The following is a 26635-nucleotide window of genomic DNA, read 5'->3' on the forward strand; positions in this document are numbered from 1 at the left end:
AACTGCGCGGATCGAGAGCGCTAGAAGTGCGGCAGGGCGAAGATGTACGCGTCGATGACGACGAAGATCGCCCCGACGGCCACCCCCGCGAGGGCGAGCCGCTTGCCGCGCTGGCCGCGCCGGCGGATCTGTCCCAGGGCGAGCAGGCCGAGGACGAGCGGAATCGGCGTCCACGTCAGGATCGCCACCACCGAGGCGACGGCCAGGGCGTTCCAGCGTGCAGCGGGGGCGGGTCCGTCCGCGGCCCCGGCGTACCCGCCGTCGGCAGCGACCGGCGACTGATCCTCGCCGGGCCCACCAGAACCAGGCGCGCCAGAGCTGGACCCACCAGAGCCGGCCGCACCACGCGGGGTGACGAAGGTCGGGCGGATCGGCTGCGCGGGGCCAGCACCGGCACCGTCCGCCGGATTGGGCGAGGTCGGCTGGCGCTCCTCACCAGGGAACCCGGCGAACATCGTCCGCCGGGACTCCTCGTCGCGCAGGTCGTAGTAGCCGATCCGGCGCAGCGGGTCGAGCAGGAGGTCCGCCGCCGCGGTGATCAACTGGGTCCGGCGCAGATCACCGCTGGGCAGATCGGGGTGGTACTTGCGCAGCAGCCGTTTACGGGCGGCGCGGATGTCCGCGTCGGACGCCCCGGACGGCAGTTCGAGGATCTCGTACGGGTCCCGCCCACCGAGTTCGCCGAAGGAGGGGCGGCTCACGAACCTTCGACCTCCCTCTCCGGTGGACTTCCGACCGCGGGCACCCTACCGCAGCCGTACCGGGACGGGGGATAGTCAGCGCAGCGCGTGCTCCAGCAGCTGCCACTCCTGATCGATGAGCCGCAGGTCACGCATGGGCCGGCGAAGGTGGCCCTTGTGCACGATGCGGACGAACGCGGGCTCGCCGGCGGCGGCCATCCGCCGGATGCCCTCGACGTGGTCGACGATCCGCTTGCGGACCGTCCGGACCAGCCGCTGGCGGTCCCGCGGGGTCAGGCCGTACGCGTCGGCGAACAGCCGCAGCCGCCGCGGTCGGTTCGGCTGCTTCCAGCCAAGGGTGTACGAGTCGCGGTCGGAGAAGAGCGGCACCCAGGTCCACGCCGCGTACGCCACGTCGTAGATGCGGGAGCCGGGCGAGGCGAGGTCGAAATCGATCAGGGCGAGCGTGCCGTCCGGGCGCCAGATGACGTTGTGCGGGGCGGCGTCGTGGTGGCAAATCACCTCGGTGTCGGGCGGCGGTGGCCCGAACGAGCGCCAGACGGCGCCGGGGGCCGGGCGGAACCCGTACTGCGCGTCGTGGAACATCCGCAGCATCGTCGCGACGGTCACCAGCGCCTGATCGGTGACCCAGTGCGGGGCCAGCGGGTACTCTCCACACTCTCCGTCGAGGTAGGAGAGCACCTCGCGGCCCCGCTCGTCGATGCCGAGGGCCTGCGGCGAGCCGGTGAAGCCGACATGCTCCAGGTGGCGCAGCAGGGCGTGCACGGACGGCGTCCACGGCCCGGCGTTGCGGCGGACCGTCGCGCCGACCCGTACGACTGTCGAGGTGGTCCCGCCCAGGAGCGGGATCTCCTGTTGTGGCACTGCCGCCGACTCCTCGGATGTTCTCCGCATAGCGGTCATTCTGGGACAAAACAGCGCACTCGTCCACGCCGAAGCGCGCCGAGCGCAGCTACGCCTCTCCCCCCAGCAACGCGTCGACAAACTGCGCCGGCTCGAACGGGGCCAGGTCGTCGGCGCCCTCGCCCAGGCCGACCAGCTTGACCGGGATGCCGAGCTTCTTCTGTACCGCGATCACGATGCCGCCCTTGGCGGTGCCGTCCAGCTTGGTCAGCGCCACCCCGGTCACGTCCACCACCTCGGTGAACACGCGCGCCTGCTCAAGGCCGTTCTGCCCGGTCGTGGCGTCGAGGATCAGCAGCGTCTCGTCGACCGGCCCGTGCTTCTCGACGACCCGCTTCACCTTGCCCAGCTCGTCCATCAGCCCGACCTTGTTCTGCAGCCGACCGGCCGTGTCGATCACGACGGTGTCGACGTTGGTCTCGATGCCCCGCCGGACCGAATCGAACGCGACGGCGGCCGGGTCGCCGCCCTCGGGACCGCGTACGACCTCGGCACCGACCCGACCGGCCCACGTGGCGAGCTGATCCGCCGCCGCCGCACGGAACGTGTCGGCCGCGCCGAGCAGCACCGAGTGACCATCCGCGACCAGTACCCGCGCAATCTTTCCGCAGGTGGTGGTCTTACCGGCGCCGTTGACGCCGACGACGAGCACGACGGCTGGCCGGCCGTCGTGCGGGGAGGCCTTCAGCGAGCGATCCATGTCCGGGCTGAGCGCCGTCGTCAGCTCGTCGGCCAGCAGCTTGCGCAGTTCGCTCGCTGACGACGTACCGAGCACCCGGGCCCGCTCGCGCAGCCGCCCGACGATCTCGGTGGTCGCGGCGACGCCCACGTCAGCGCCGATGAGCGTCTCCTCGACCTCCTCCCAGGTGTCGTCGTCGAGCCGATCGCGCGACAGCAGGGCGAGCAGGCTCTTACCGAAGACGTTCTGCGAACGGGACAGGCGCCCGCGCAGGCGGACCAGCCGGCCGGCGGTCGGCGCGGGCGTCTCGATCGGGGGCACGACCTCGACCGGCACCTCCACCGGCGGTACCGGCGGGGCGGGCGGAGCGGCCTCGACCGGCGGGACGGGCGGAGCGGCCTCGATCGGCGGAGCAGCTTCGACCGGCGGCGCCGGCCGCTCGACGGGCGGCGCGGTCTCCACCGGCGGCCCCCGCCGCTCCGGCGGCGCCTCGACGGTCGGTGTCACCGCCGCCGGACGCTGCGGAGCCTCCGGCGGCTGCGGCGGCGCGGGTGGCCTGCGGAAGCGAGGCGCGAGCAAGACGGCTGCGCCCGCCAGCAGCAGGACGAGCAGGACCAGGCCTATGGCAACGTACTCCATTCGGAAATCCTGGCAGATGCGCGCCGCCGCGGCCCGCCGGGTCGGCCGGTGACCGCCGGAGACATTTGTCGATCATGGCGTGGCCAGGCATCATCGATGCGCCATCTCACCCTTGGAGGCCCCACATGCCCGAACCCGCCGACACCGGCCTTGTCCTGGGGCCAATCCTGCGGCGGGTCACCGGCTCTCGCGCGACGGTCTGGGTGCAGACCGCCCAACCGGCCACCGTCGAGGTCCGCACCGCAGCCGGCGCGGGCGGCGCCGGACGGACCTTCACCGCATACGGGCGGCACTACGCGCTCGTCGTGGTCGAGGGGCTGCGGCCGGCCGGCGTCGACGAGTACCGGGTCCTGCTCGACGGCGAGCAGGTGTGGCCGCCGCCGGAGTACGCCTATCCCGCGCCGGCGATCCACACCCGTGGCGACCGCGATCCGGTCCGGCTCGTCTACGGCTCGTGCCGGCAGGCCAACCCGCACGTCACCGACAAACACCCGCCGGACGCCCTGGACGCGTACGCGGTCCGGCTCGCGAAACAAATCCGGGCCGGCGGCCAGGCCGCCGACTGGCCGGACGCGCTGGTGCTCCTGGGTGACCAGGTGTACGCCGACGAGACCTCGCCGGCGGTCCGGCGCTGGCTGAGTCGTCGTCGTGATCGTCGCCGCCCCGACGCACCGTCGACCCAGGTCGTCAGCTTCGACGAGTACACCCGGCTCTATCTGGAGTCGTGGACCGACTCGGACGTGCGCTGGCTGCTGTCGACCGTGCCGAGCATGATGATCTTCGACGACCACGAGATCATCGACGACTGGAACACGTCCGAGTCGTGGCGTCGTGACCAGAGCGCGCAGTCGTGGTGGGCCGAGCGGATCGCGGCCGGCCTCTCGTCGTACTGGGTCTACCAGCACCTGGGCAATCTGCCGCCCGACGAACTCGGCACAGACCCCGTGTACAGCGCGGTCCGCGCGGCCGAGGACGCGACGGCCGTCCTCGCCGAATTCGGTGCGCGCGCCGACAGCGAACGGGGCGAGTACCGGTGGAGCTATGCGCTCGACATCGGGCGTACCCGCATCGTGATGCTCGACAACCGGGCCGGGCGGGATCTCGAGCCGGGGAAGCGGTCCATGCTGCCCGACCACCAGTGGGACTGGCTGGTCAACACCATCAGCGGAGGCGATTTTGACCACCTCGTCATCGGCTCGTCGCTGCCGTGGTTGCTGGCGCCCGCGGTACACCACGTCGAGGCGATGAACGAGTGGCTGTGCGACTCGCCGCGGCGGTGGGTCGCCGGACCGTCCGAGAAGCTCCGGCGCGCCCTGGACCTGGAGCACTGGGCTGCGTTCGGGCGCTCGTTCGACGCCCTCGGGGTGCTGCTGGGACAGCTCGGCGCCGGAGCGTGCGCGCCGGCCACGATCAGCGTGCTCTCCGGCGACGTCCACCACTCGTACGCGGCCCGCGCCCACCTCGGCGGCGACGTGCACAGCGAGGTCTACCAGTTGACCTGTTCACCCGTACACAACGGGCTACCTGCCGCGATCAAGATGGCGGCCCGGCTTGGCTGGACCCGCGGCGCGGGCCGTTTCGCCCGGGGTCTGGCGAAGCTCGCCGGCACGCCCGCCCCGAGCGTGCGCTGGGAGCTCACGTCCGGGCCGTTCTTCGGTAACGCGATCAGCACGCTCATTCACCGGGGACGGGAGGCGTACGCGCTGATCGAGGGGACGGACGCACGGGCGCGGCTGAACCGGCGCGGCGCGGTACGGCTACACCGCCGGTCTTAGAGGCCCAGGGCCGCCCGCAGGTACGGGAAGTCCTGCGGCCCGTTGTACCGGTAAGCCGACATCCCGACCGCCCGGGCGGCGCGGACGTCCCGATCGTCGTCGTCGACGAACAGGCACCGGTTGGGCGGGGTCTCGATGGCCATCGACGCCCGCTTGAAGAACTCCGGAGCGGGCTTGTGGATGCCGATCTCCGCGGAGTTCACGATCACGTCGAAGTGGTCGGCCAGGTCGTACCGGGCGAGCACCTCGGCGAAGTCGTCCATGGCGTTGGCGGCGAGGCCGACCCGCCGGCCGGCGGCGCGCACCTCGTCGACGAACGCGAGCACCTCCGGGTCGACCGCGCCGTGGTGCTGCTGCGCTTCGGCGACCAGGGCACGGGCCGGCTCGAGGCCGCCGACCCGGTCGGCGAGGGCGTGGGCGATGCCGTCGAGCCACTCGGCCCGGGAGACCTCCCCGGCGAGGGCCTGCCGCAGCCGGCCCCACTGCGCCCCGATCCCGTTGACCGTGCCGAGCTCCAAGCCGTGGCGCTCCTCTATCGGCGCGCTCGCCGAGACGTCGCGCCGGTAGACCACCCCTTCGAAGTCGATCAGCAGCGCGCTGGCCGGCTGTTTGGGTGCTCGCATCGCCTGGGTCGTCATGCCGCCTCGTCCTGTTTCAGCCGCTGGCTGATCACCTCGGTCACACCGGCGCGCATGGTCACGCCGTACAGGGCGTCGGCGACCTCCATGGTGCGCTTCTGGTGCGTGATGATGATCAGCTGGCTCTTCTCCCGGAGCTGCTCGAACAGCGTGATCAACCGCCCGAGGTTGACGTCGTCGAGCGCCGCCTCGACCTCGTCCATGATGTAGAACGGGCTGGGGCGGGCCCGGAAGATCGCGCAGAGCATCGCCACGGCGGTCAGGGACCGCTCACCACCCGACAGCAGCGACAACCGCTTGATCTTCTTGCCCGGTGGCCGGGCCTCCACCTCGACGCCGGTGGTGAGCATGTCGTCCGGGTCGGTGAGGACCAGCCGGCCCTCGCCGCCGGGGAAGAGCACGTTGAAGACCTGCTGGAACTCGCGGGCCGTGTCGTGGTAGGCCTCCGTGAAGACCTCCAGGATCCGGTCGTCGACGTCCTTGACGACGGTGAGCAGGTCCCGCCGAGTCTTCTTCAGGTCTTCGAGCTGCTCGGAGAGGAACTTGTACCGCTCTTCGAGCGCCGCGAACTCCTCCAGCGCCAGTGGGTTGACCTTGCCGAGCAGGGTCAGGTCACGCTCGCCCTTGGCGGCCCGCTTCTCCTGCACCGCCCGGTCGTAGGGCACCGGCTGCGGCTCCGGCTTGCCGTCGGCAGCGGCGGCGGCCAGTTCGGCCTGGGTCGGCGGTACGAGCACGTCCGGCCCGTACTCGCCGATCAGCGTGTCCGGATCGAGCCCGAACTCCTCGGCCGCTCTGGCCTCCAGCTGTTCGATGCGCAGCCGCTGTTCGGCGCGGGCGACCTCGTCGCGGTGCACCGCACTGGTCAACCGCTCCAGCTCGGCGCGCAGCTCGCCCGCCTGCTCGCGTACCCCGATCAGCTCTTCCTCGCGCGCGGCCCTGGTCTCGGCGACGGTGTCGCGGTGTTCGGCCGCCTCCCCGAGCGACCGGGCGATGGCCGTGAGGGCCTGCTCGGCGCCGACGACGACGGCGCGGGCGATGGCGGCGCCACGTGCCCGGGCCGCTTTCCGGGCCGCCGCCTTTTCCCGGGTCGCGCGTTCGGCGGCGGCCTGGCGGGCGAGGGCATCGGCCCGACCGGTGATCGCGCCGACCCGCTCCTCGGCGGTACGCACGGCGAGACGTACGTCCATCTCCCGCTGGCGCGCCTGCGGGACAAGGCCCGCGACCTCGTCGCGCTCCACCGTGGACGGGTCTTCGTCGAGGGGCATGTCCTCGGCCAGCCGCAGCCGCTCCTCCAGCTCTTCGAGCTTCATGAGGGCCTCTTCACGGGCGGCCTCGGCCTGGGCCTTGCCGGTGGCCAGCCGGTCCGCCTCGGCGCGAGCTGACTTCGCGGCCGCGCCCAGCTCCGCGAGCTTGCGGGCGGCGACGTTGCGCTCCCCCTCGGCCTGCTTCTTCGCCGCGGCGGCGGCCGCGACGCGCTCCTTGGCCTCGGCAACCACCTCGCGGGCGGACTCCAGCTCACCGCGCAGCTGCGCCACCCGCGACTCGGCGTCGACCTTCTTCTGCCGGGCCTCCTCGACGGCCGCCTGCACCTCGATGAAGCTGGGCGCCTTGGCCGAGCCACCGGCCGCCGCGTACGCACCGACCACGTCGCCGTCCGGGGTGACCGCGCGCAGCGCCGGAGCGTACCCGACGATCCGCTGCGCGGTCTCCATGTCCGGGGCGAAGACTACGTTGTTGAGCGCCCGCATCAGCGCCGGGCGGAGCTGGTCGGGGGCCTCAACGAGGTCAAGCGCGAAGTGCGCGCCGGTCGGCAGCGGCGGCCGCTCGGCGCGTAGCCCGTCCTGGTCGGTGTCGGCCGAGGCGACCAGCAGCGCGGCCCGACCGGCATCCTCGGTCTTGAGCAGGTCGACGGCGACGACCGCGCCGTCGACGCTGGAGACGACGACGGCGTCCGCGAGCGCGCCGAGCGCGGCGGCCAGCGCCGCCTCGTGTCCGGCCTCCACCGACAGGACCGCGGCGACGCTGCCGAGTAAGCCGGGCACCCGATCGGCGCGGGCCAGCAGCGCCCCGGCACCGTCCTTGCGGCGCAGGCCCATCGCCAGCGCTTCCTCGCGGGCCTTCCACTGGGTGACCTCGCGCTCGGCGGTCCGTTCGGCGTCGCTGAGCTGCTTGACGGTGGCCGCCGCCGCGTCGTGGATCCGGACCGCTTCGCTGTGGCGAAGCTCGAGCTCGGCGTCGTCGCGGTCGGCTTCGGTGGCGCCGACGGCCTGCGCGTCGTACGCCTCCTGGGCGGCCTCCGCCCGGGCCTGCGCCTCGGCGAGGCCCGAGGCGAGCCGGGAGATTTCGTCGCTGGTCGCCGTCGCGCGGCTACGGGCCGATTCGACCTGGCCAGCCAGCTTCGCCAGGCCCTCGCGCCGGTCGGCGATCGCCTTGTGCGCGGCGACGAGCGCCTTCTCCGCCTCCGCCAGGCGGCGTTCGAGCTGCTGGCGGTTCTCGACCGCCTCGGCGAGCCGGTCCCGCGTGCTCTCCAGCTCGGCCTGCAGCATCGCCTCCTGTTCGCGGACCCGCTCCGATTCGGCCTCGAGCTGCATCGGGTCCCGGCCCGGCCGCTCGTCCTCGGCGCTCGCCGACAGGTTGCGCAGCCGCTCACTGGCCAGCTGGTGGGTGGAGCGGAACCGCTCCTGGAAGGCGGACAGCCGATACCAGGTCTCCTGCGCCCTGGCGAGCACCGGCGCGTCGGCGGCGTGGGCCGCTTCCAGCGCGGCCAGCCGCCGCCCTACCTCGGCCGCCTCCCGCTCGATCTGCTCGCGCCGCTCGCGCAGCGCCGTCTCGTCGGCGATCTCCTTGTCGAGGGTCTCGCGCAGCGTCGCGAGGTCGTCGGCGAGCAGCCGCAGCCGGGCGTCGCGGAGGTCGGACTGGATGGCGGCGGCACGCCGGGCCACTTCCGCCTGCTTGCCCAGCGGCTTGAGCTGGCGGCGCAGCTCTGCGGTGAGGTCGGACAGCCGGTTGAGGTTGGTCTGCATCGCGTCGAGCTTGCGCAGCGCCTTTTCCTTGCGCTTGCGGTGCTTCAGGACACCGGCCGCCTCTTCGATGAAGGCCCGCCGATCCTCGGGCTTGGCGTGCAGCATGCCGTCGAGCCGGCCCTGGCCCACGATGATGTGCATTTCGCGGCCGATGCCGGAGTCGGACAGCAGTTCCTGGATGTCGAGCAATCGGCAGTGGTTGCCGTTGATCTCGTACTCGCTCTCGCCGGAGCGGAACATCCGGCGTGTGATCGACACCTCGGTGTAGTCGATGGGCAGCGCCCCATCGGAGTTGTCGATCGTGAGCGTGACCTCGGCGCGACCCAACGGCGCCCGGCCGGACGTGCCGGCGAAGATCACATCTTCCATCTTGCCGCCGCGGAGGGCCTTCGCGCCCTGCTCACCGAGGACCCAGGCGATGGCGTCGACAACATTGGACTTACCCGAGCCGTTGGGGCCGACCACGCAGGTGATCCCCGGCTCGAGCCGCATTGTCGTCGGGGAGGCGAAGGACTTGAACCCCTTCACCGTCAGGGTCTTGAGGTGCACGGATCTCCGGTCAATGGCGGACGGGCGGTTATCCCGCGAGGGTACCGTGCCTGCGCTGCCCGCTCTGGTAGCGGCACAGGTCCGAAGGCTTTCGAGTCATACACACGTTATGTGCCGTGATGACCATTCGCGGCCGAAACCGTACCCGAACATGGTTGCGCGCCGATCACCTCGGGGGGCGTGTCGGCGCGCTTGTGTGTCAGGGTGCCCGTTCGGGCTTCGGCACGGGCCCCGCCGGTCTGACGCCGGCGGGCTCGTCCGTTACGAAGTTCAGGCCAGCGCCGGTTCCGGCAGGCGCAGCAGATCGGCCTCAGATGCGGCGGCGAGCCGGTCGTTTTCCGCTCGCAGCCTCGCTACCTCGAACTCAAGTGCTCGTACCTTGGCACGCAGTTGGGTGACCTCGTCGAGCAGGCGCCGATCAGGCGCGCTGCCGACGTGGCCGAAGAGGGCCTTCGCCATATCGTCTCCTTGTGATGCGCAGCATAATGCGCAGCCATCGGCCGGCCAAAAGCGCGCGCCCAGTTTAGTCTCGCGGCCACTGCACAAAGGCAGGAATGGGCGCGACTGGTGACATCCCTATAGTCCGCCGCCAAGGCGCTGTAGTCAAGCGCCGCCTCGGCCAGCAGAAACGCGCGCTACCGAGCCATTGGGCTGCGCGCGTCATCATACCCGAAACGGTGCACTCACGCATTCCTATTCCTCGATTGCTTGGCGAACGCTCCGCACACCCATCACCACGACACGTGTTTCGTATCCATACACCGTTGTCACTGCCCCATCCGCGCGCGTACGGTCGGCCGCGTCGGATCCCCTCAGGTTTGGAGGCGACGCGTGTTCGGACAGCGCGGCCGCACGCCAGACGACACGGCCCCCATCCGCCCGACGGACCCGTGGGCCCACACCGCCCCCCTCGACCCGGACCCCGATCTGAACCATCCGGCGCCCTATCTGAACCGCCCCTATCAGAACGACACCTATCCGCACCGTCCCTCCCGGGACGCCGAGACCTATGACGAAGATCTCGACGACGGACCTCCCCCCGCACGCCGGAGGCACCCGCTGGCACTGGCCGGCACGTTCTGCGCGATCGTGATCTCCCTTGGCCTCGTGGTCGTGCTGCTGTCCCCGGTGTTCTCCGACAAACCAGCGCCGTCCACCGCGCCCAACCTGCCCGGCCTACTCGAACAGCCGCCGGCCGCCACGCTCGCGCCGCAGCCCGCGCCCGAGGTCCCGGTCCCCACCGACTCGCCCGAGCCCACCGCGTCGCCGCAGCCGGTACCCAGCGAGGCCGCGACGGGCAACGCCGCGGTGGAGGACGCCGTCGTCGCCTTCGTCAACGCGGTGCGGCGCCAGGTCAGATGCGATCCCGTCCAACATGACAGCCGGCTGCGCCAGGCGGCTCGCCGGCACAGCACCGACATGGCGGCGGGCAGTTTCCTCAGCCACACCGGCAGCGACGGCAGCTCCGCCGAGGACCGGATGACGGCCGCGGGCTACGACACGCCACTGTCGGAGAACCTGGCGCGCGGGTTCCGCTCGGCGCGCGAGGTCGTACAGGGCTGGCTGGGCAGCCGGGAACAGCGGCAGAACATCCTGGACTGCGACGCCCGGGCGATCGGCGTGGGCGTCGCCGTCGGCGCCGACGGCAGGCCGTACTGGACCCAGGACTTCGGGCGGTGACCGTACCTACAGGCGCGGTTGCCGTGGCATCGGCTGGCAGCGCGGGCACGAGTACGACGAGCGGTTCATGAACGGGTCGCGCCGCACCGGGGCGCCGCAGCGCGGGCACGGCTCGCCGCCCCGGCCATAGACGGCGAGCGACCGGTCGAAGTATCCGCTCTCGCCGTTGACGTTGACGTACAGCGAGTCGAAGCTCGTACCGCCCTGGCCGATCGCCTCGTTGAGGACGTCGCGTACGTGCCCGAGCAGGGTGCGCGCCTGCGGCCTGGTGAGCGCGTCGGTCGGGCGCGCCCAGTGCAGGCGGGCCCGCCACAGCGACTCGTCCGCGTAGATGTTCCCCACGCCGGAGATGAGCGTCTGGTCCAGCAGCGCCCGCTTCACGCCCGTACGCTTACGCCGCAACGCATCGACGAACTGATCATCTACAAAGGACGGGTCGACGGGGTCGAGCGCGATGTGCGAGATCTCGCCAGGCAGCTCCGCGCCGCCCGGCGAGAGCGAAAGCCCGCCGAACGTACGCTGATCGACGAAGCGCAACTCCGGTCCGTCGTCGTCGAAGCGGAACCGGACCCGAAGGTGGATCTCGTCCGGCGTACCGACCGGCTGCAGGAGCATCTGGCCCGACATGCCGAGGTGGCCGAGGATCGCCGCGTCGTCGTCGAGCGGCAGCCAGAGGTACTTGCCACGGCGGCGGACCCCGGTGACCGTACGGTCGGCGAGCGCCGCGGCGAAGTCGGCCGGGCCGGCCACGTGGCGGCGCACCGCGCGGGGGTGCAGCACCTCCACGCTCTTGATCCGCCGATCGGTGACGTGGCGCTCCAGACCCTGGCGTACGGTCTCGACCTCCGGTAGTTCTGGCACTGCTGCCCCTCCTAGATGGCGAATCGCCACACAGTGATCAGGTAGGCGCCGTACCACAGCCCGAACAGCCCGTAGCCGGCCAGGACGAACGCCGCCGTGCGGGTACGGGCCCGGGCCAAGGCCAGCGCCGCGGGCACGAGGATGACCAGCGCGGGTACGAGCAGCCGAGGCTTGGAGTGGTAGAAGCCGCTCTGCCCCACCGCGAGGGCAAGCGCGATCAGCCCGTACACCAGCAGCGGCGGCCAGATCCGGCGGGCGACCGCGACGACCGCGGCGACCACTGCGGCGATGAGCAGCAGCGCGACGCTGACCTGGACCCAGTCCTGTCCCGTCCGCAGCGAGTCCAGGACGAACCTCGACGCGCCCAGTCCGAAGTCGAACGTCGTGCCCCAGCCCGACGTCTGCACGTCGAACCAGGCGTGCCACGTGCCCGCACGCTGGCCGACCCACCACAGGTAGGCGGGCACACCGAGCAGCGCCGGCACGGCCGCCGCGACGGCGCGCCAGCGGTCGGCCCGCTTCTCGCGTACCGCGATGAGCGCCGCGACCGCGAGCGCCACGGCGAGCCCCGCGCCGGTCGGCCGGGTCAGCGCCGCGGCCAGCCCGAGCAGACCGGCGCCCAGCCAGACCCGGCGATGCGCGGCGTACAGCGCGCCGGTCACGAACGCGACGAACAGGCCCTCGGAGTACCCCATCGACAGCACAACCGACATCGGCTGCGCGAAGAACAGCAGCGTGAGGACCGTCGCCACCCGAGTGTCGTACAGGCTGCGGGCCAGCGCGAACAGGCCTACGGCAGCGGCTGCTGCCGCGATCCAGGCGACGACCAGGGCGGCCGTGCCGAAGTCCAGCGGGGTGACCGCGTGCAGCCCCCGGACCAGCAACGGATAGCCGGGGAAGAACGCCAGGCCGCCGGCGCTGTCGTCACCGAACGTGGAGATGGGGCCGCGCGGGTAACCGTCCCGGGCGACCCGGATGAACCATCCCGCGTCCCACGACAGCAGTCGGCGCATGACTCCCGTCTCGCCCGGCGGCAGCATCCACGCGACCAGCGTGAGCTGCAGGATCCGGGTTCCGGCGAAGATCCCCAGCGGGATCGCGAGCCACCGCAGCGACCGCAGCCGAGCGGCGGTGAGCCCAGCGTCGGTCCTCGTCGCACTGGCGGCCGGCGTCTGGTCGATCGCCATGGGTCAGGAGACCGGGTTCGGATCCGCCGGTGGCGTCGCAGCGCGCTTGGCGGTTTCCTTGACCACGGCTTCCTTGACCGCGGCTTCCTTGCTCGCTGCGCGCCCGGCTTCGGCTGCCCTGCCCGGTGCCGCGGCGTCCTGCGCGACCGCCGTCGCGGTGTCCCGCTCCGCGCGGGCCGACAGCTCACGCCACGCCGCCTCGGCGGCCCGCTGCTCGGCCTCCTTCTTGCTGTGGCCTTCGGAGCCGCCGTAGCGCTCGCCCGCCACCACGGCCCACGCGGTGAACGTCTTGGCGTGGTCGGGCCCGGACTCGTCGATGCGGTACTCGGGCACGCCCAGGCCGAGCCCGGCGGTCAGCTCCTGCAGGCTGGTCTTCCAGTCGAGCGCGGCGCCCCGGCCGGCGGCGTCGGCCATCAGCGGATCGAACAGCCGATGGATGACCTCGGTCGCGGTCTCCAGCCCGTGCTGCAGATAGATCGCCCCGAGCAGCGCCTCGAGGGTGTCGGCCAGGATACTGGCCTTGTTCCGGCCGCCGGTCGTCTCCTCGCCCTTGCCCAGCAGCAGGTACGGGCCGAGTCCGGCGGGCCCGAGGCCGCGCGCCACGTCTGCCAGCGCACGCATGTTGACCACGCTCGCCCGCAGCTTGGCCAGCTGACCCTCAGGTAGGTCAGGGTGGTTGTGGAACAACGCGGTCGTGATCACCACGCCCAGCACGGAGTCGCCGAGGAACTCCAGGCGCTCATTGGTGGGCAGGCCGCCGTTCTCGTACGCGTACGACCGGTGGGTCAGCGCCCGGCGCAGGAGCGCATCGTCGAACTCCACACCGAACGCCGTCTCCATCGGGTCGACGGGAGGGCGACCCTCCGTCCGCTCACTGCTCATGTCGTCACCTCACGCAAGCTTGCGGCCGGGCCTTCGCCGACGGCCTGCGCGACCTGGGCAGCCACGCCGGCGCGGTGCAACCGGGCGGCCAACGCGATCCCGGAAGCGACGTCCGCCCCGGTGGCCCTGCCGTGACAGATCACGACCGTACCCCGTACGCCCAGCAGCGCAGCGGCGCGCGGGACGGTCAGGTGCTCCTGTCCGCCCGCCAGGGCGTACGTGCCTTCGATGCCTTTGAGTAGGACGTTGCCGGTGAACCCGTCCGTCACGATCACGTCGGCCGGACCTCCCAGCGGCACGTCGTACCCCTCCACGGGGCCGACATACGCCGCGTCGCCCGGTAGCGCCCCCGTGCCGAGCGACTCCGCGGCGGCTCGCCGGGCACGGTCACCTTTGTCCGGTTCGGTGCCGTTGGAGAGCAGCCCGACGCGCGGAGCGGCGATGCCGTGCAGGGCACGGGCGTACGCGGTGCCGAGCACCGCGTGCTGGACCAGCGCCGAGGCGTGAGCTTCGGTGGCGGCGCCGACGTCGAGCAGCACGACCGGTCCGGACAGCCCGGGCAGGGTTGCGGTCAGCGCCGGCCGGCGGATTCCACGCAGGCGCCCCAGGGCGTGGACGGCGGCGGTGACGGCTGCGCCGCTGTGACCGGCGGAGACGACGGCGTCGACCCGGCCATCGGCGAGCGCACCGGCGGCCGCCCGTACTGATGTGTCGGTCCGCACGGCCCGCAGCGGCGGATCGGCCATCCCCACGACGCCTGCGACGTCATAGACGGTGACCCGACTGCGGTCGGCGTCCGGAAGCATGGCAATGATCTCGTCGGCGACCGGCTGTGGCCCGACGAGAAGAAGGTGAAGCTGCGGGTCGGCGCTGCAGGCGCGCAGAGCGCCGTCAACCACGACGGCGGGAGCATGGTCCCCGCCGAGGAGGTCGACGGCGATCCGCGCGACACCGGTCGGGCGGGCGGGATGCAGGGGCTCCGGAGTCGGAGCCCCTTCCCGACCCGGAGCCGGCTGGACGTGCAGCTGCCTCTCGGATCGCGTCAACCCGATGGCCGTTGGTCAGACCTCGACGACCTGGCGGCCGTTGTACGTCCCGCACACAGTGCAGGCCGCGTGCGGCAGCTTGGGGGAACGGCACTGCGGGCACGCCACGGTCACCACCGGCGTCGCCTTCCACTGCGCCCGGCGCGAGCGGGTGTTGCTGCGCGACATCTTCCGCTTGGGGACGGCCACGGGTCCTACTCCTCGGTCTTTTGCGTAGTTATGTCTGTAAGGGCCGCCCAGCGCGGGTCGACCTGCTGGTGACTGTGGTCATCCGGCAGGTCGTCCCAGTGCACCCCACACTCGGGGCACAACCCTGGACAGTCCTCGCGGCATAGCGGGTTGTTCGGCAGTGTGAGCACCACCGCGTCCCGCAGAGTCGGCTCCAGGTCGATCAGATCGCCCTGCATCCGGCCCACCTCGTCCTCGTCAGCCGTCTCGTCCGTGGTGCTGTTCTCGTATGCGAACAGCTCCTGGATCTCGACGTCCAACGTGTCGTTGATCGAGCGCAGACACCGCCCGCACTCCCCCTCGAGCGGACCGGTGACCGTACCCGAGACGAGGACGCCTTCGGAAACGGACTCCAGCCGCAGGCTGAGAGAGAGGTCGGCGCGGGGCGGCACCCCGATCAACTCCAGGCCGAGGCCGTCGGGCGCGGGCACCGTCCGCTCGACCATCCGCATGGCCCCCGGGCGTCGTGGCAAGTCCTTCGTGTCGAGGACGAGCGGCGACCGTGGGTTGAGTTGGTTCGCTGTCTGATGCTGCATCGTAGGCTCCGGCCAAGGAGAGGCCGTCGGGCAAGGTTACCCGAACGGCGGGGTGAGCGTCGAATCGGGTGCTTACGCTGCGACTTTAGAACGGCAGCGGCCGCTCGTCCTCCTCGACCTGGAAAGATCCGATTTCTCGCAGCGCGTGCATCTTGTCCCGGCCCCGCTCGATCGCGGACAGCGAGCGGGTGAGCAGTTGCTCGAAGTTGGCCAGGGCGGTGTCGACATAGTCGTCCACCTCCTCGCGTAGCCGCTGTGCCTCGGCGCGCGCTTCGCCGATGATCCGGGCCGCCTCGTGCTCGGCCGAGACCACGATCTCGTTGATCGAGACCAGCCGCGCGTGCTCGGCCTCCCCCTCGGCGATGATTCGCTCCGCCTCGCGCTGGCCGGCCTCAATGATCTTGTCACGCTCTTCCAGCAGCGCGCCAGCGCGGCGCAAATCCGCCGGCAACTCCACGCGCAACTGTTCGAGCGAGCCGATCATCTCGCCTCGATCGACCATGCAGTTACGCGACATGGGCACCGAACGGGCGCCTTCAACCAGCGCAATGATCTCGTCGATGCGATCGAGCGGATCCACCTAGGTCACTCCTGTCAGCGATCGACCGCGGAGGGCGATGCGGTCGCACACCATGATGCCGTTCTCGCGCCAGCGACACGCAGTAGGCGTGCCGCCGTCCGGATCATGCGACCTGGCCGACCGGTCAGATCGCCTCACCCGATAAGCCGCCTTGGTGGCGTACATCACCAAGATCGGCCAGCTTGCCGCCGAGTTTGCCTCCCCTGCGCCTTCACCGCCACGATTCGCAGGAAATACCCCCGCACGGCACTTACCCTCGGCCCGCCCGTGCCAACCGAGCGCCGGCGCGCCGACGCTCGAGCGCCGAGCCACGCTACGCCGACTTCTGCGCCAACCGCTCATGCAGTCGGGCGGCGACGAGTTCGGGCACGTGCTGTGTCACGTCCCCGCCCCACTTCGCCACGTCCTTGATGAGACTCGAGGACACGAAGGAGTACAAGGGGTTGGTCGCCATGAACAACGTCTCCACCCCGGCCAGGCCCACATTCATCTGGGCCATCTGCAATTCGTAGTCGAAATCGCTGGCGGCACGGATGCCCTTTATCACCGCGTCGATGTCGTTGGCCTTGCAGAAATCCACCAACAAACCCTGAAATGCCTCCACTCGGACATTCGGGTACTGCTTGGTTACCTCGCGCAGCATCTCCAATCGCTCTTCGATGCTGAACAGGCCGGTCTTCGACTGGTTGACCAGCACGGCGACGACGACCTCTTCATACAGTCGCGCGACGCGACTGATGATGTCGAGGTGACCGTTGGTGACCGGGTCGAAGGAGCCCGGACAGACCACACGTCTCATGATCGGCGACCGTACCAAAGAGTTGTTTCGCCGTAGCGCCGACTTCGCTCGCCAGTGATGCCCTCCACCCATTGCACCGGCGCGTCCCGGGTCGACCGCTCCACCACGACCACCGCCTCCTCCGCCAGCCAGCCATTTTGCACAAGTTTGGTCAGCATCGCATCGATCGCGTCGTCCGGGAGCGAGTACGGCGGATCGGCGAAGATGACATCGAACGGCTCATCCGGCGGATTGGTCAGCATCTGCTCCACCTTCGCCGCCGCCACCCGGGCGACGTCCCGCATGCCGAGCGTCGCGACATTCTCGCGCGCCGTACGCGCGGCCCGGGGATCCGCCTCGACCAGGAGTACGTGCGCGGCCCCGCGCGAGGCCGCCTCCAGGCCGACGGCGCCCGACCCGGCGTACAGATCGGCGACCCGGGCCCCGGACAGGTCGACCATCGTGTCCAGGGCGCTGAAGAGCGCCTCCCGTACGCGGTCGGAGGTCGGGCGGGTACCACGCCCCGGCGGCATGGTCAGGCGTCGGCCGCCGAGGATGCCCGCGACGATCCGACTCACCGGGTCCGCCAGATCCCTGGCCAGCCCAGCTGTGGCCGGCCCTGCTGAGACCGGCGCACGACCGCCGGGGTCGACGTTGCGCGGCAATACGGATTGCGCATGCCGGTGACGGTACCTCCAGGGATTTCCGGCTGGCCCACTGACGTCACCCCGCCAATCAAGGTCACCACCAGACCTCGATCAGGCGCCGGGCGACCGACCGGGATGGAGCCGGGCGACCGATCGGGGCCGGCCGCGTCCAGCACGGCCAATCCACAGTGGATGAGCACCAGATCGAGACCCGACGGCTGCGGCCGGCGGCATCCTGCGCCACCCGTTTATCCATAGTGGACTTTTTGCCGTCATGTGCAACCACACTCTGGCCGAAACCTCGGAATCGGCCAGCAACAACGGATATAAGCGACATTCTGCCGACGGCCGGATTGGCACACCAAGAGCCGCCACAATATCGAGCGGAGCCGTTTAACTACTCCTCGTCGGTGACCACGAATTATGTCAATGAGTGATTGGAGAGTCACGCAAAATTGTTGCAGTCCTTAGGCTTCTCTTAACGTTGGATCGCGCCTTATGCTTCGCTCCGGCACCACCAAGGTCACCGCATTGACGCCGTGCGCCAAAAGCGCGCATCGAGTCACGTCATTGCGTGGCCATTGTTGTGGCGCCGAAAACTCGGCACCCCTAATGCCCCTCCACCCCGATCCGAGTTTGGGAGTACCCCTTGCGACGCTTCATGCCGTCCGCCCGAAGGTTGATCACTCTCGCTGGCGCCGCGTTCGTCGGACTCGCCGCCACCGCCACGTTCGCCGCCCCGGCGAGCGCCCACGCCACCATGGTCAAGGCCACCGCGTGCAAGACGACGACCGGTCAGTGGCAGGTCGCCTGGTGGGTCAACAACGACTACCCGGCCGAGGTCACGCTGACCAGCCTGGTCGCCAAGCCGTCCGCGATCGTCGGCATCGCCGACAACGCACCCGTGTCGGCCTCCAAGTCCATCACCGGCAGCCAGCTGCTGGACGCCCAGGGGATCGATGCCGCGTCCCTGAGCTTCAAGCCCGTATGGGCCGACAAGTTCTCGCCGCCGCTGCCGGTGACGGGCAGGCCCACGAAGGTCGGCGACTGCAAGCCGTGCCCGCCGGCTGCCGGCACGAACAACAACGATGACAAGGACAAGAACGGTCGCACCGACGAGCAGTACGGCCAGTGGGACAAGGACAAGAAGGACGGCCACGGCAACGGCAACTGGCCGCCGGTCTGCGAGAAGCCGCCGGCCGGTGGTGGCGGTTCCGGTGCGGGCGCCCCGCCCGTGGCGAAGCCCCCGGCTGCCGCGCCGACTCTGCCGGTGACCGGCGCGGAGGCCGGCCTGTACGGCGCTGGCGCGGCTGTGCTGCTGGGCGCCGGTGCCGGGCTGTTCCTGATGGCCCGCCGCCGCCGCGTCAAGTTCCAGGCCTGATCGCTCAAGACCGCACGGGTGCAGCGGTGCGGGTCGACCACCCCTGGTCGACCCGCACCGTCAGCCTTTCTCGAGGTACTCGGCGCGCTCCTCGTCGACGAACTGCGCGATCGTGGCCGCCAGCTCCGGGTGCTCGGCCAGCTCCGGGTCCGCCTCGATGAGGGCGATCGCGTCGGCCCGGGCGTCCCGGATCAGATCCGCGTCCCGCAGGAGCGACAGCAGCCGCAGGTGCGAACGCCGGCCGGACTGGGCCGCGCCGAGCACGTCCCCTTCCCGCCGCTGCTCCAGATCCAGCTCGGCCAACCGGAACCCGTCGGTCGTGGACGCCACGGAAGCGAGCCGCTCCCGCGCCGGGGTGCCCTCCTGCGCCTCCGAGACGAGCAGGCACAGGCCGGGAGCGCTGCCCCGGCCGACACGTCCACGCAGCTGGTGCAGCTGTGAGACGCCGAAGCGGTCGGCGTCCAGGATGATCATCACCGTGGAGTTTGGCACGTCGACGCCCACCTCGATGACCGTCGTCGCGACCAGTACATCCAGCTTGCCGGCGGCGAACTCCCGCATCACGGAGTCCTTCTCGTCGGCGGGAAGCTTGCCGTGCAGCACGCCGATCCGCAGGCCCTTCAGCGGCCCCTCGGCGAGCAGCGGCGCCACCTCCAGCACCGCCAGGGGCGGCCGACGCTCCTGGCCGTCCTCGGGTGGCGGCGCGTCCTCCTCCTCGGTCGCCGCCTCACCGATGCGCGGGCAGACGACGTACGCCTGATGGCCGGCCGCCACCTCCTCGCGCAACCGTCGCCACGCCCGGTCGAGGAACGCCGGCTTCTCGGCGGCGGGTACGACATGGGAGGCGATCGGCGACCGGCCCCGCGGCAACTGCGACAGCACGGAGATCTCCAGGTCGCCGTAGACGGTCATCGCGACCGTACGCGGGATCGGGGTCGCCGTCATGACCAGGACGTGTGGCGGCTGATCGGCCTTGGCCCGCAGAGCATCGCGCTGCTCGACACCGAACCGGTGCTGCTCGTCGACGACGACGAGACCCAGGTCGGCGAAGTCCACGCCCTCGTACAGGAGGGCGTGCGTACCGACGACAACGCCGGCTTCACCCGACGCGATCTCGGCCAGGGCGGCACGCTTGGCGGCGGCCCCCATCGAACCGGTCACGAGCGCGACCCTCGTGGCGTCGGGCGCGGAGTCCAGCTCGCCCGCGCGCCCCATGGGCCCCAGCAGGTCGAGCACGTTGCGGTAGTGCTGCGCGGCGAGCACCTCGGTCGGTGCCAGCATCGCCGCCTGGCCGCCGGCATCGACCACCTGCAGCATGGCCCGCAGCGCGCACAGCGTCTTGCCCGAGCCGACCTCGCCCTGCAGCAGCCGGTGCATCGGGTGGGACATGGCCAGGTCGGCCGCGACCTCGTCGCCGACCCGCCGCTGGCCGTCGGTCAGCTCGTACGGCAGGGAGGCGTCGAAGGTGGACAGCAGCCCGTCGTCGCGGCGCGGCCGGGGCTTGGCCGGCCAGTCGGCGGCGCGGTGCTTGCGCTGCGCGAGGGTGAGCTGGACGGCGAACGCCTCGTCCCACTTCAGCCGCCGGCGAGCCTTCGCCAGCGACTCGCGCGAGGACGGCCGGTGGATCTCGCGGAGCGCCCCGTCCAGCCCGACCAGGCCGCGCTCGGCCCGCACCGCCGGCGGCAGCGGGTCTGGCGACACCGTGAGCGTGTCCAGCACCACCCGGACGCACCGCGCGATCACCCAGGTCGGGACGGCCGCGGCCGCCGGGTACACCGGGATCAGCGCACCCGCGAACTCCTCCACCTCGCTGGTGGCCGTCTCGTCGTCCAGCAACACGTAGTCCGGGCTGTTGAGCTGCCGCTTGCCCCGGAACTCGGTCACCTTGCCGGCGAACAGGCCCCACCGCCCCGGCTTGAGGTCCCGCTCGCGCCACGGCTGGCTGAAGAACGTCAACGTCAGCGTCCCGCCGCTGTCGTCGCCGACCGTCACCTCCAGCAACTGGCCGCGGCGCTGGCGCATCGGGCGCACGTTCGTCCGCTGCACCTGGGCCATGACGGTCACCTGCTCGCCCACCTCCAGCGCTCGGATGTCGGTGTGCTCGCCGCGCTCGTCGTAACGGCGGGGGAAGTGGTAGATCAGGTCACCGGCGGTGTGCAGGTCGAGGTGCGTCGCCAGCGCCTTCGCCGTCTTGTCCCCCACCAGGCCCTTGAGCGGTGTCTCCAGCGTCGTTGTCACTCGATCCCCACCAACAGCGGATAGTGCGGCTGGCCGCCGCGGTAGCAATGCACCTCGACGAACGGCCACTCCCGGCCCACGTGCTCGGTGAGACTGTCGACCAGCTCGTCGGGTGCCTGGTCGCCGGTCAACAGGGTGACCATCTCCCCGCCGGCGGCGAGCAACCGGTCGAGAAGCTGCCGGCACGTCTCGACGAGGTCCTGTCCGATCAGCGTGACCTCGCCTTGGACCAGCGCGAGCACGTCGCCGCGGCGGCAGAGGCCGGCGACGGTCAGCGCGTCCCGGCTCGCGGTCGTGACCTCGGCGTACCGGCAGGCCCCGGCCGACTCGGCCATGGCGATGATGTCGTCTTCAAAACGCCGGGCCGAGTCCCGCACGGCGAGCGCGGCCAGCGCCTGGACCGGGGAACGGGTGGGCACCACCCCGGCCCGGATCCCCTCCGCCCGCGCCTCCTCCGCCGCTGCCGTGGCCGCGGCGGCCACGTCCGGGTCGTTGGGCATGACGACGACGTTGCCAGCCCCAGTGGCGCGGATCACGCCCAGGATCTCCCCGGTCGACGGCGGGGCACCGTCCGGGTGCGGCCGGACGACGGTGGCGCCCTCGCCCACGAGCAGTTCGGCGATGCCGTCGCCGTCGCAGACCACCACGACCGCCCGGCCGTCGGGCGCCGGCAGCGCGCCGCCCGGCTCGATCAGCTCGATCAACTCGGCCGGGACAGCCATGGAAGTGGCCGGCGGGGTGTGCGCGGGCAGGCGCTGTACCTGGTCGGCGAAGCGGACCACCGATATCCGGTGCGGGCGGCCGGCCTCGACGCCCGCCTCGATCGCGGCGCCGACGTCGTTGACGTGCACGTGCACGTTCCAGGTCCGCGGCGCATCGCCGATCCTGGGTGCGCCGACCACCACCAGGGAGTCGCCGAGCCGCCCGAGGACCTGACGCAGCCGGTCGACCGCGTCGTCCGGCGCGTCGAGCAGGTACTGCACCTCGTAGTCGTACTCGTCGGAGCCGGTCTCCCGCGCGCGCGTCACCGCCGCCCGCCGGGGCGCCGGCGCGGCGTCAGCGGGCGGCGCACTCCCGGTCACCACCTCGACCAACGCGTCGAGCAGGACGACCAGACCGCGCCCGCCGGCGTCCACCACACCGGCGCGGGCAAGCGCGGGCAGTTGCTGCGGGGTTCGGGCCAGCGCCGCTCGGGCCGCGTCCGACGCGGCGCAGACCACGGCCGCCACGTCGTCGCCGTCCACGGCCAGGGCCGCGTCGGCCGCGGCCCGTGCCACCGTGAGGACCGTGCCTTCCACCGGCTCGGCGACCGCTTCCCGGGCCGACACCGCCGCCCGGTCGAGCGCCGCGGCCAGCGCCGCCCCACCCGCGGCAGGCACCTCCGCCAGCGCCTGTGCCATCCCGGCGAACATTTGCGCCAGGATGACTCCCGAGTTGCCCCGGGCGCCGAGCAGCGCACCCCGGGCCAGCGTCCGCAGGACCCGCCCGAGCGACTGCGGGTCGGCGGCCTCGGCGGGCTCGGCCGCCAGTGCCTCGCTCGCGGCCGTCACGGTGAGCACAAGGTTGGTGCCCGTGTCGCCGTCCGGCACCGGGTAGACGTTGAGCTCGTCGATCTCGTGCTGATGCCGGCGCAGCCGCTCAAGACCAGCGGCGCACCAGTCACGTACGACCGTGGCATTGAGGGTGTCCAGCACGTCCGGAAAGCCTAGTGCCGACCTATGACATTCGCCCCGATGGGAGACTGGACGGTGGGGCGGGACTCCGGGGACCCTCGGCCGGTTGGCCCGCATTCATCGCATCAGGTACTCTCGTCAGGTTGCCCGCAGCGTTCAGCGGGCACGCAATCAACGGGTGAACAACCCAGTGATCAAACCAGGAGACTGCAGTGGCTAGCGTGTGCGACGTCTGTGGCAAGAGGCCGGGCTTCGGCCACAACGTATCCCACTCGCACCGGCGGACCAACCGCCGCTGGAACCCCAACATCCAGACGGTGCGCACCCCGGCCGGTGGCGGCACGACCCGTCGCGTTCAGGTTTGCACGTCCTGCCTGAAGGCCGGCAAGGTCGCCCGGGCCTGACCTAAGCTTGAACGCTTCCCGCCGGGACGCCTACTAGGCGTCCCGGCGTTATTCGTACCCAGGAAAAGGCCGCTCAGAGCACCCGGCCGAACGAGAGACAGTCCGGGTAGTCCTTGTAGAAGCCGAAGTTGGGAATCCGCTCGTACCCGAGCTTGCGGTAGAGCGCGATCGCTTCCGGCTGCCGGTCGCCGGTCTCCAGTACGGCCCGCTTCTTGCCCGCGTCGCGGGCGCTGGACTCGATCGCCCGCAGTACGGCGGACGCCACGCCCCGGCCGCGCCAGTCGGGCGCGGTGTACATCCGCTTGATCTCGGCCGCGGTGTCGTCCCCGGCGAGGGTGCGCCAGCCGCCACAGCCGGCCGGCGCGCCGTCGATCCAGGCGACCAGGAAATGGCCCGCCGGCGGCTCGAACTCACCCGCGTCGACCGGGGTCTCGTCACCGCTGCCACCGTAGCGGGCACCGAGGTCGGCTAACGCCGCCTTGATCATCGTACGGGCAACGGGGTCGTCGAGGCGGGTCGTCCTGATCTCAATTGCGGTCACGAGTAAAGGGTACGGGGCATTTAGCACCTTACCGGAAAGACCGCTACTTGAAGTGGTCCCAGCCGCCGGCCCCCCGGTACGGCCGACCGTCGACGGTCACGCCGGCCGGGCCGTCGCTGACCGTACCGATGACGACCCAGCCGGCCGGCAGCGCCACATCGGCCGGGAACGTCGCCGCGAGCGCGTGGTCGTCGCCGCCACCGAGGATCCAGTCGAACGGATTGACGCTGAGCGCCAGCGCCGCGTCGCGGATCTGACCGGGCACGGTGAACAGCTCGCGCTGCACGTCGATCACCACGTCGCTCGCCGCCGCGATGTGACCGAGATCGGCGAGCAGCCCGTCCGAAATGTCGATCATCGACGTGGCGCCGAACCGGGCCGCTTCCGGGCCGGCGAAGTAGGGCACCTCGGGCCGCCGGAACGCCTCCACGAGCAACTTGGGCGTACGGAAGCCGCGGCTCAGTACGGTGTAACCGGCGGCCGCGAACCCGAGCCGGCCATTGACCGCCACGACGTCGCCGGGGCGCGCGCCGGACCGGACGACCGGTGCGCGACCGCCGAGATCGCCGAGCGCCGTGACCGCGATGGTGAGCGTCGGGCTCGCCGACATGTCCCCGCCCACGACGCTCGCGTCGACCAGGGCGGCCTCGGCGGCGAGCCCGTCAGCCAACTCCTCGGCCCAGCGCACGTCGAGGTTTGGCGGCGCGCAGAACGCCACCAGCAGGGCGGTGGGGACGGCGCCCATGGCGGCGATGTCGGCGAGGTTCGCCGCGGCGGCCCGATGGCCCACGTCACGGGCGCTCGACCAGTCCCGCCGGAAGTGGCGACCCTCGACGAGCACGTCCGTCGAGGCGGCCACCCGGCCATCGGGCGCGGCGACGACAGCCGCGTCGTCACCCGGGCCCAGCAGACAGGCGCGGCCACCCGGCAGCCGAGCGGTCACTCGGGCGATCAGGCCGAACTCGCCCGTGTCCGCCACCCTCATCGTGCTCCTCCCCACTCCCTCCCGTACATTGCTCCGCTTTGCCCCCGGAAAGCCAGCATCAACACTGTTGCCTATCCGGCAGCCGAGCAAAGCACACTTCACCTTCCACCTGGATCGTGCGGTAGTTTCACCTGCAAGCCGCGCGAGCGGCGTGGAAGGAGTCGTGTCGTGGTCCAGGCGTACATCCTCATCCAGACCGAGGTCGGAAAGGCGCGCGAGGTGGCCACGACGATCGGTGGCATCACCGGGGTCGTGCGCGTGGACGCGGTGACTGGGCCCTACGACGTCATTGTGCTCACTGAAGCGCACAACGTTGATGAACTTGGAAAAATGATCGTGAGCAAGGTTCAACTCGTGCCCGGCATCACACGTACCCTCACCTGTTCGGTGGTGCACCTCTAGCGATGGCTCAAGGCACCACTGCCACTCGGCTGGCGACACTGATCGCCGTGCCGGTGGCCATCATCGTCGGGATCGCGTCGTTCTGGTTTCTCGGAGGTTTTCGCACCAACGAACCCGCGCGGCCCCGGCCGCAGTCGACCGCGCCCGTGCAGACCTCTGCCCGCCCCCTGGACCCGGCGCAGGCCGCCGCGTGCCGGGAACTGCTGACAAAGCTGCCCGGGGCGCTGCGTGACCGGCCCCGACGGCCGGTCACGGCCGGAGAAGAGCAGAACGCGGCGTACGGGGACCCCGCCATCGTGCTGGCCTGTGGCGTGCCGCCCATCTCCGTGCCGCCGACCGCGGACGTATACGTCCTGTCCGGGGTGTGCTGGTACTCGCAGCCCGGCGGCGGAACCACCGAGTGGACGACGGTGGACCGGACGATCCCGGTACGGGTGACGGTGCCGAGCACCTACTCCGCACCCGGGCAGTGGGTCATCGAGTTCTCCCCGCCGGTCGCCGCCACGCTGCCCCGAGCGGCGACCGTGCCAGCCGGCTGCCAGTGACTCAGCGCAGCCCGGTCCCGCGGCGCAGCGCGGTGCGCACAAGCCGGGAGATGAGCTTTGGATACTCCAGCCCGGAAGCCGCCCACATCCGCGGGAACATCGAGTACGGCGTGAAGCCCGGCATGGTGTTGATCTCGTTGAGCACCACGTCGAATTCGGGCGTGACGAAGAAGTCGACCCGAGCCAGGCCGGCGCAGTCGATCGCGGTGAACGTGCGGCAGGCGTACTCGCGGATCTTCTCGATCACGGCGGGCGGCAACTGCGCCGGGATGTCGAACTCGCACGCGTCGTCGAGGTACTTCGCCTCGAAGTCGTAGAAGGCGTGGTCACGCACGACGCGGATCTCGGCGGGCAGGCTCGCCTCGGGCGCCCCGCCGTACTCCCCTTCCAGGACACCGCACTCGACCTCGCGGCCGATGATCGCTGCTTCGACGATGACCTTCGGGTCGATCTCGCGCGCGAACGCGACGGCCGCGTCCAGGTCGGCCCAGTCGCTCACCTTCGTGATGCCCATGCTGGACCCGGCTCGGCTGGGCTTGACGAAGACCGGCAGGCCCAGCCGCTCCTTGTCGGCCTCGGACAGCGACTGGCCGGCGCGCAGCACCGCGTACGGGCCGACCGGGATGCCCTCGGTCGCCGCAAGCTTCTTGGTGAACTCCTTGTCCATACCGGCCGCCGAGGCGAACACCCCCGCGCCGACGTAGGGCAGGCCCGCCATCTCGAGCAGCCCCTGGATCGTGCCGTCCTCGCCGTAGGCACCGTGCAGGACCGGGAACACGACGTCGATGTCGCCCAGGCTGCTGACCGCGTCACGGGCGTCCAACTCACGCGCCGTCGGGTCGGGGGCGAGCACGACCGCCGAACCGGAGCCGTCGGTGACCTCGGGCAGGCTGCGGTTGGCGATGGCCAGTGACCGTGCGTCACCATTTGTAAGCACCCAGCGCCCCTCGCGGGTGATGCCGATCGGCACGACCTCGAACTCGTCGGGATCGAGCGCTGCGAGGATGCTGCCGGCACTGACTGCGGAGATTCCGTGCTCGGTACTGCGGCCACCGAACACGACCGCGACGCGAGTCTTGCGTGGGGTACTCACGCGGCTGACCTTACCGTGCGTGCACCACGGACGCTTCCCTG

At 71.1% G+C, this 26635-nt stretch carries 26 protein-coding genes; 6 read left to right on the plus strand and 20 right to left on the minus strand.

Annotated elements, in window-relative coordinates:
• Positions 1-20: 20 nt before the first annotated feature.
• The 3 genes from HC028_RS28390 to ftsY all read right to left on the minus strand — a co-directional run bounded on the left by HC028_RS28390 (position 21) and on the right by ftsY (position 2922).
• A complete protein-coding gene (locus tag HC028_RS28390) occupies positions 21-701 on the minus strand; it encodes a DUF4190 domain-containing protein (protein WP_168073917.1) in 681 nt (226 codons plus the stop codon).
• Between the two features lie 75 nt (positions 702-776).
• Positions 777-1595 carry a phosphotransferase gene (locus HC028_RS06370; protein ID WP_168073919.1) on the minus strand — a complete coding sequence of 273 codons (819 nt, stop codon included), beginning with the start codon at positions 1593-1595 and terminating at the stop codon, positions 777-779.
• Between the two features lie 58 nt (positions 1596-1653).
• Positions 1654-2922, minus strand: coding sequence for a signal recognition particle-docking protein FtsY (gene ftsY / locus HC028_RS06375; protein WP_168073921.1), 1269 nt, complete (start codon positions 2920-2922; stop codon positions 1654-1656).
• A gap of 125 nt (positions 2923-3047) precedes the next feature.
• Here ftsY and HC028_RS06380 point away from each other — a divergent pair, with 125 nt between their 5' ends.
• A complete protein-coding gene (locus tag HC028_RS06380; protein WP_168073923.1) occupies positions 3048-4697 on the plus strand; it encodes an alkaline phosphatase D family protein in 1650 nt (549 codons plus the stop codon).
• Here the strand turns inward: HC028_RS06380 and HC028_RS06385 are convergent.
• From HC028_RS06385 to HC028_RS06395, 3 genes are all read right to left on the minus strand, one after another.
• A complete protein-coding gene (locus tag HC028_RS06385; RefSeq protein WP_239075369.1) occupies positions 4694-5335 on the minus strand; it encodes an HAD family hydrolase in 642 nt (213 codons plus the stop codon). The genes HC028_RS06380 and HC028_RS06385 overlap by 4 nt on opposite strands.
• Entirely contained in the window at positions 5332-8907 is a 3576-nt protein-coding gene (smc, locus tag HC028_RS06390; protein ID WP_168073925.1) for a chromosome segregation protein SMC, read from the minus strand. The genes HC028_RS06385 and smc overlap by 4 nt, the downstream gene beginning before the upstream one ends.
• Positions 8908-9177: 270 nt before the next feature.
• The gene (locus HC028_RS06395) at positions 9178-9366 is read right to left on the minus strand and encodes a hypothetical protein (protein ID WP_168073926.1); all 189 of its coding nucleotides are present in this window, start codon (positions 9364-9366) and stop codon (positions 9178-9180) included.
• A 372-nt stretch (positions 9367-9738) separates the two neighbouring features.
• On the opposite strand from HC028_RS06395, the gene HC028_RS06400 reads away from it, so the two are divergent.
• Positions 9739-10587, plus strand: a complete 849-nt coding sequence (locus HC028_RS06400) for a CAP domain-containing protein (protein WP_168073928.1) — start codon at positions 9739-9741, stop codon at positions 10585-10587.
• Between the two features lie 6 nt (positions 10588-10593).
• On the opposite strand, the gene mutM is transcribed toward HC028_RS06400, so the two are convergent.
• The 9 genes from mutM to rsmD form a co-directional block, all read right to left on the minus strand.
• Positions 10594-11448 carry a bifunctional DNA-formamidopyrimidine glycosylase/DNA-(apurinic or apyrimidinic site) lyase gene (gene mutM, locus HC028_RS06405; protein WP_168073930.1) on the minus strand — a complete coding sequence of 285 codons (855 nt, stop codon included), beginning with the start codon at positions 11446-11448 and terminating at the stop codon, positions 10594-10596.
• A gap of 11 nt (positions 11449-11459) precedes the next feature.
• A complete protein-coding gene (locus tag HC028_RS27400; RefSeq protein ID WP_168073932.1) occupies positions 11460-12635 on the minus strand; it encodes a mannosyltransferase family protein in 1176 nt (391 codons plus the stop codon).
• A 3-nt stretch (positions 12636-12638) separates the two neighbouring features.
• The gene (rnc, locus tag HC028_RS06415) at positions 12639-13517 is read right to left on the minus strand and encodes a ribonuclease III (RefSeq protein WP_168073934.1); all 879 of its coding nucleotides are present in this window, start codon (positions 13515-13517) and stop codon (positions 12639-12641) included.
• A complete protein-coding gene (locus tag HC028_RS06420) occupies positions 13514-14491 on the minus strand; it encodes a phosphate acyltransferase (protein WP_203981204.1) in 978 nt (325 codons plus the stop codon). Before HC028_RS06420 ends, rnc begins: the two co-directional genes overlap by 4 nt.
• An 87-nt stretch (positions 14492-14578) precedes the next feature.
• Positions 14579-14752, minus strand: coding sequence for a 50S ribosomal protein L32 (rpmF, locus tag HC028_RS06425; protein ID WP_168073936.1), 174 nt, complete (start codon positions 14750-14752; stop codon positions 14579-14581).
• Positions 14753-14757: 5 nt separating this feature from the next.
• Positions 14758-15327: a YceD family protein gene (locus tag HC028_RS06430; RefSeq protein WP_168073938.1), complete on the minus strand. Its 570-nt coding sequence runs from the start codon at positions 15325-15327 to the stop codon at positions 14758-14760.
• A gap of 85 nt (positions 15328-15412) precedes the next feature.
• Complete coding sequence (locus HC028_RS06435) at positions 15413-15907, minus strand: hypothetical protein (protein WP_168073940.1); 495 nt, start codon at positions 15905-15907, stop codon at positions 15413-15415.
• A 313-nt stretch (positions 15908-16220) separates the two neighbouring features.
• Positions 16221-16706 (minus strand): pantetheine-phosphate adenylyltransferase, encoded by a 486-nt coding sequence (gene coaD, locus HC028_RS06440; RefSeq protein WP_168073942.1) that lies wholly within the window; start codon positions 16704-16706, stop codon positions 16221-16223.
• The gene (gene rsmD, locus HC028_RS06445; RefSeq protein ID WP_168073944.1) at positions 16703-17263 is read right to left on the minus strand and encodes a 16S rRNA (guanine(966)-N(2))-methyltransferase RsmD; all 561 of its coding nucleotides are present in this window, start codon (positions 17261-17263) and stop codon (positions 16703-16705) included. Before rsmD ends, coaD begins: the two co-directional genes overlap by 4 nt.
• Before the next feature lie 748 nt (positions 17264-18011).
• Between rsmD and HC028_RS28665 the strand changes: the two genes are divergently transcribed.
• Positions 18012-18713 carry an LPXTG cell wall anchor domain-containing protein gene (locus HC028_RS28665; protein WP_168073946.1) on the plus strand — a complete coding sequence of 234 codons (702 nt, stop codon included), beginning with the start codon at positions 18012-18014 and terminating at the stop codon, positions 18711-18713.
• A 60-nt stretch (positions 18714-18773) separates the two neighbouring features.
• On the opposite strand, the gene recG is transcribed toward HC028_RS28665, so the two are convergent.
• Positions 18774-20951, minus strand: coding sequence for an ATP-dependent DNA helicase RecG (gene recG / locus HC028_RS06455; RefSeq protein ID WP_168073948.1), 2178 nt, complete (start codon positions 20949-20951; stop codon positions 18774-18776).
• Positions 20948-22645, minus strand: coding sequence for a DAK2 domain-containing protein (locus HC028_RS06460; RefSeq protein ID WP_168073950.1), 1698 nt, complete (start codon positions 22643-22645; stop codon positions 20948-20950). Before HC028_RS06460 ends, recG begins: the two co-directional genes overlap by 4 nt.
• Before the next feature lie 191 nt (positions 22646-22836).
• Here HC028_RS06460 and rpmB point away from each other — a divergent pair, with 191 nt between their 5' ends.
• A complete protein-coding gene (rpmB, locus tag HC028_RS06465) occupies positions 22837-23028 on the plus strand; it encodes a 50S ribosomal protein L28 (protein ID WP_168073953.1) in 192 nt (63 codons plus the stop codon).
• Positions 23029-23101: 73 nt separating this feature from the next.
• On the opposite strand, the gene HC028_RS06470 is transcribed toward rpmB, so the two are convergent.
• Positions 23102-23569 (minus strand): GNAT family N-acetyltransferase, encoded by a 468-nt coding sequence (locus tag HC028_RS06470; RefSeq protein ID WP_168073955.1) that lies wholly within the window; start codon positions 23567-23569, stop codon positions 23102-23104.
• 43 nt (positions 23570-23612) lie between these two features.
• Complete coding sequence (locus HC028_RS06475; protein WP_168073956.1) at positions 23613-24554, minus strand: thiamine-phosphate kinase; 942 nt, start codon at positions 24552-24554, stop codon at positions 23613-23615.
• A gap of 168 nt (positions 24555-24722) precedes the next feature.
• Here HC028_RS06475 and HC028_RS06480 point away from each other — a divergent pair, with 168 nt between their 5' ends.
• Positions 24723-24956, plus strand: coding sequence for an Lrp/AsnC ligand binding domain-containing protein (locus HC028_RS06480; protein ID WP_168073957.1), 234 nt, complete (start codon positions 24723-24725; stop codon positions 24954-24956).
• A gap of 2 nt (positions 24957-24958) precedes the next feature.
• Positions 24959-25501: a DUF3515 domain-containing protein gene (locus tag HC028_RS06485; protein ID WP_168073958.1), complete on the plus strand. Its 543-nt coding sequence runs from the start codon at positions 24959-24961 to the stop codon at positions 25499-25501.
• Between the two features lies 1 nt (position 25502).
• On the opposite strand, the gene HC028_RS06490 is transcribed toward HC028_RS06485, so the two are convergent.
• A complete protein-coding gene (locus tag HC028_RS06490) occupies positions 25503-26594 on the minus strand; it encodes a D-alanine--D-alanine ligase family protein (RefSeq protein ID WP_168073960.1) in 1092 nt (363 codons plus the stop codon).
• Between the last annotated feature and the right edge of the window lie 41 nt (positions 26595-26635).

Origin of the sequence: Planosporangium flavigriseum (assembly GCF_011947225.1) — a bacterium.
In the GTDB taxonomy this organism is placed as follows: Bacteria; Actinomycetota; Actinomycetes; order Mycobacteriales; family Micromonosporaceae; genus Planosporangium; species Planosporangium flavigriseum.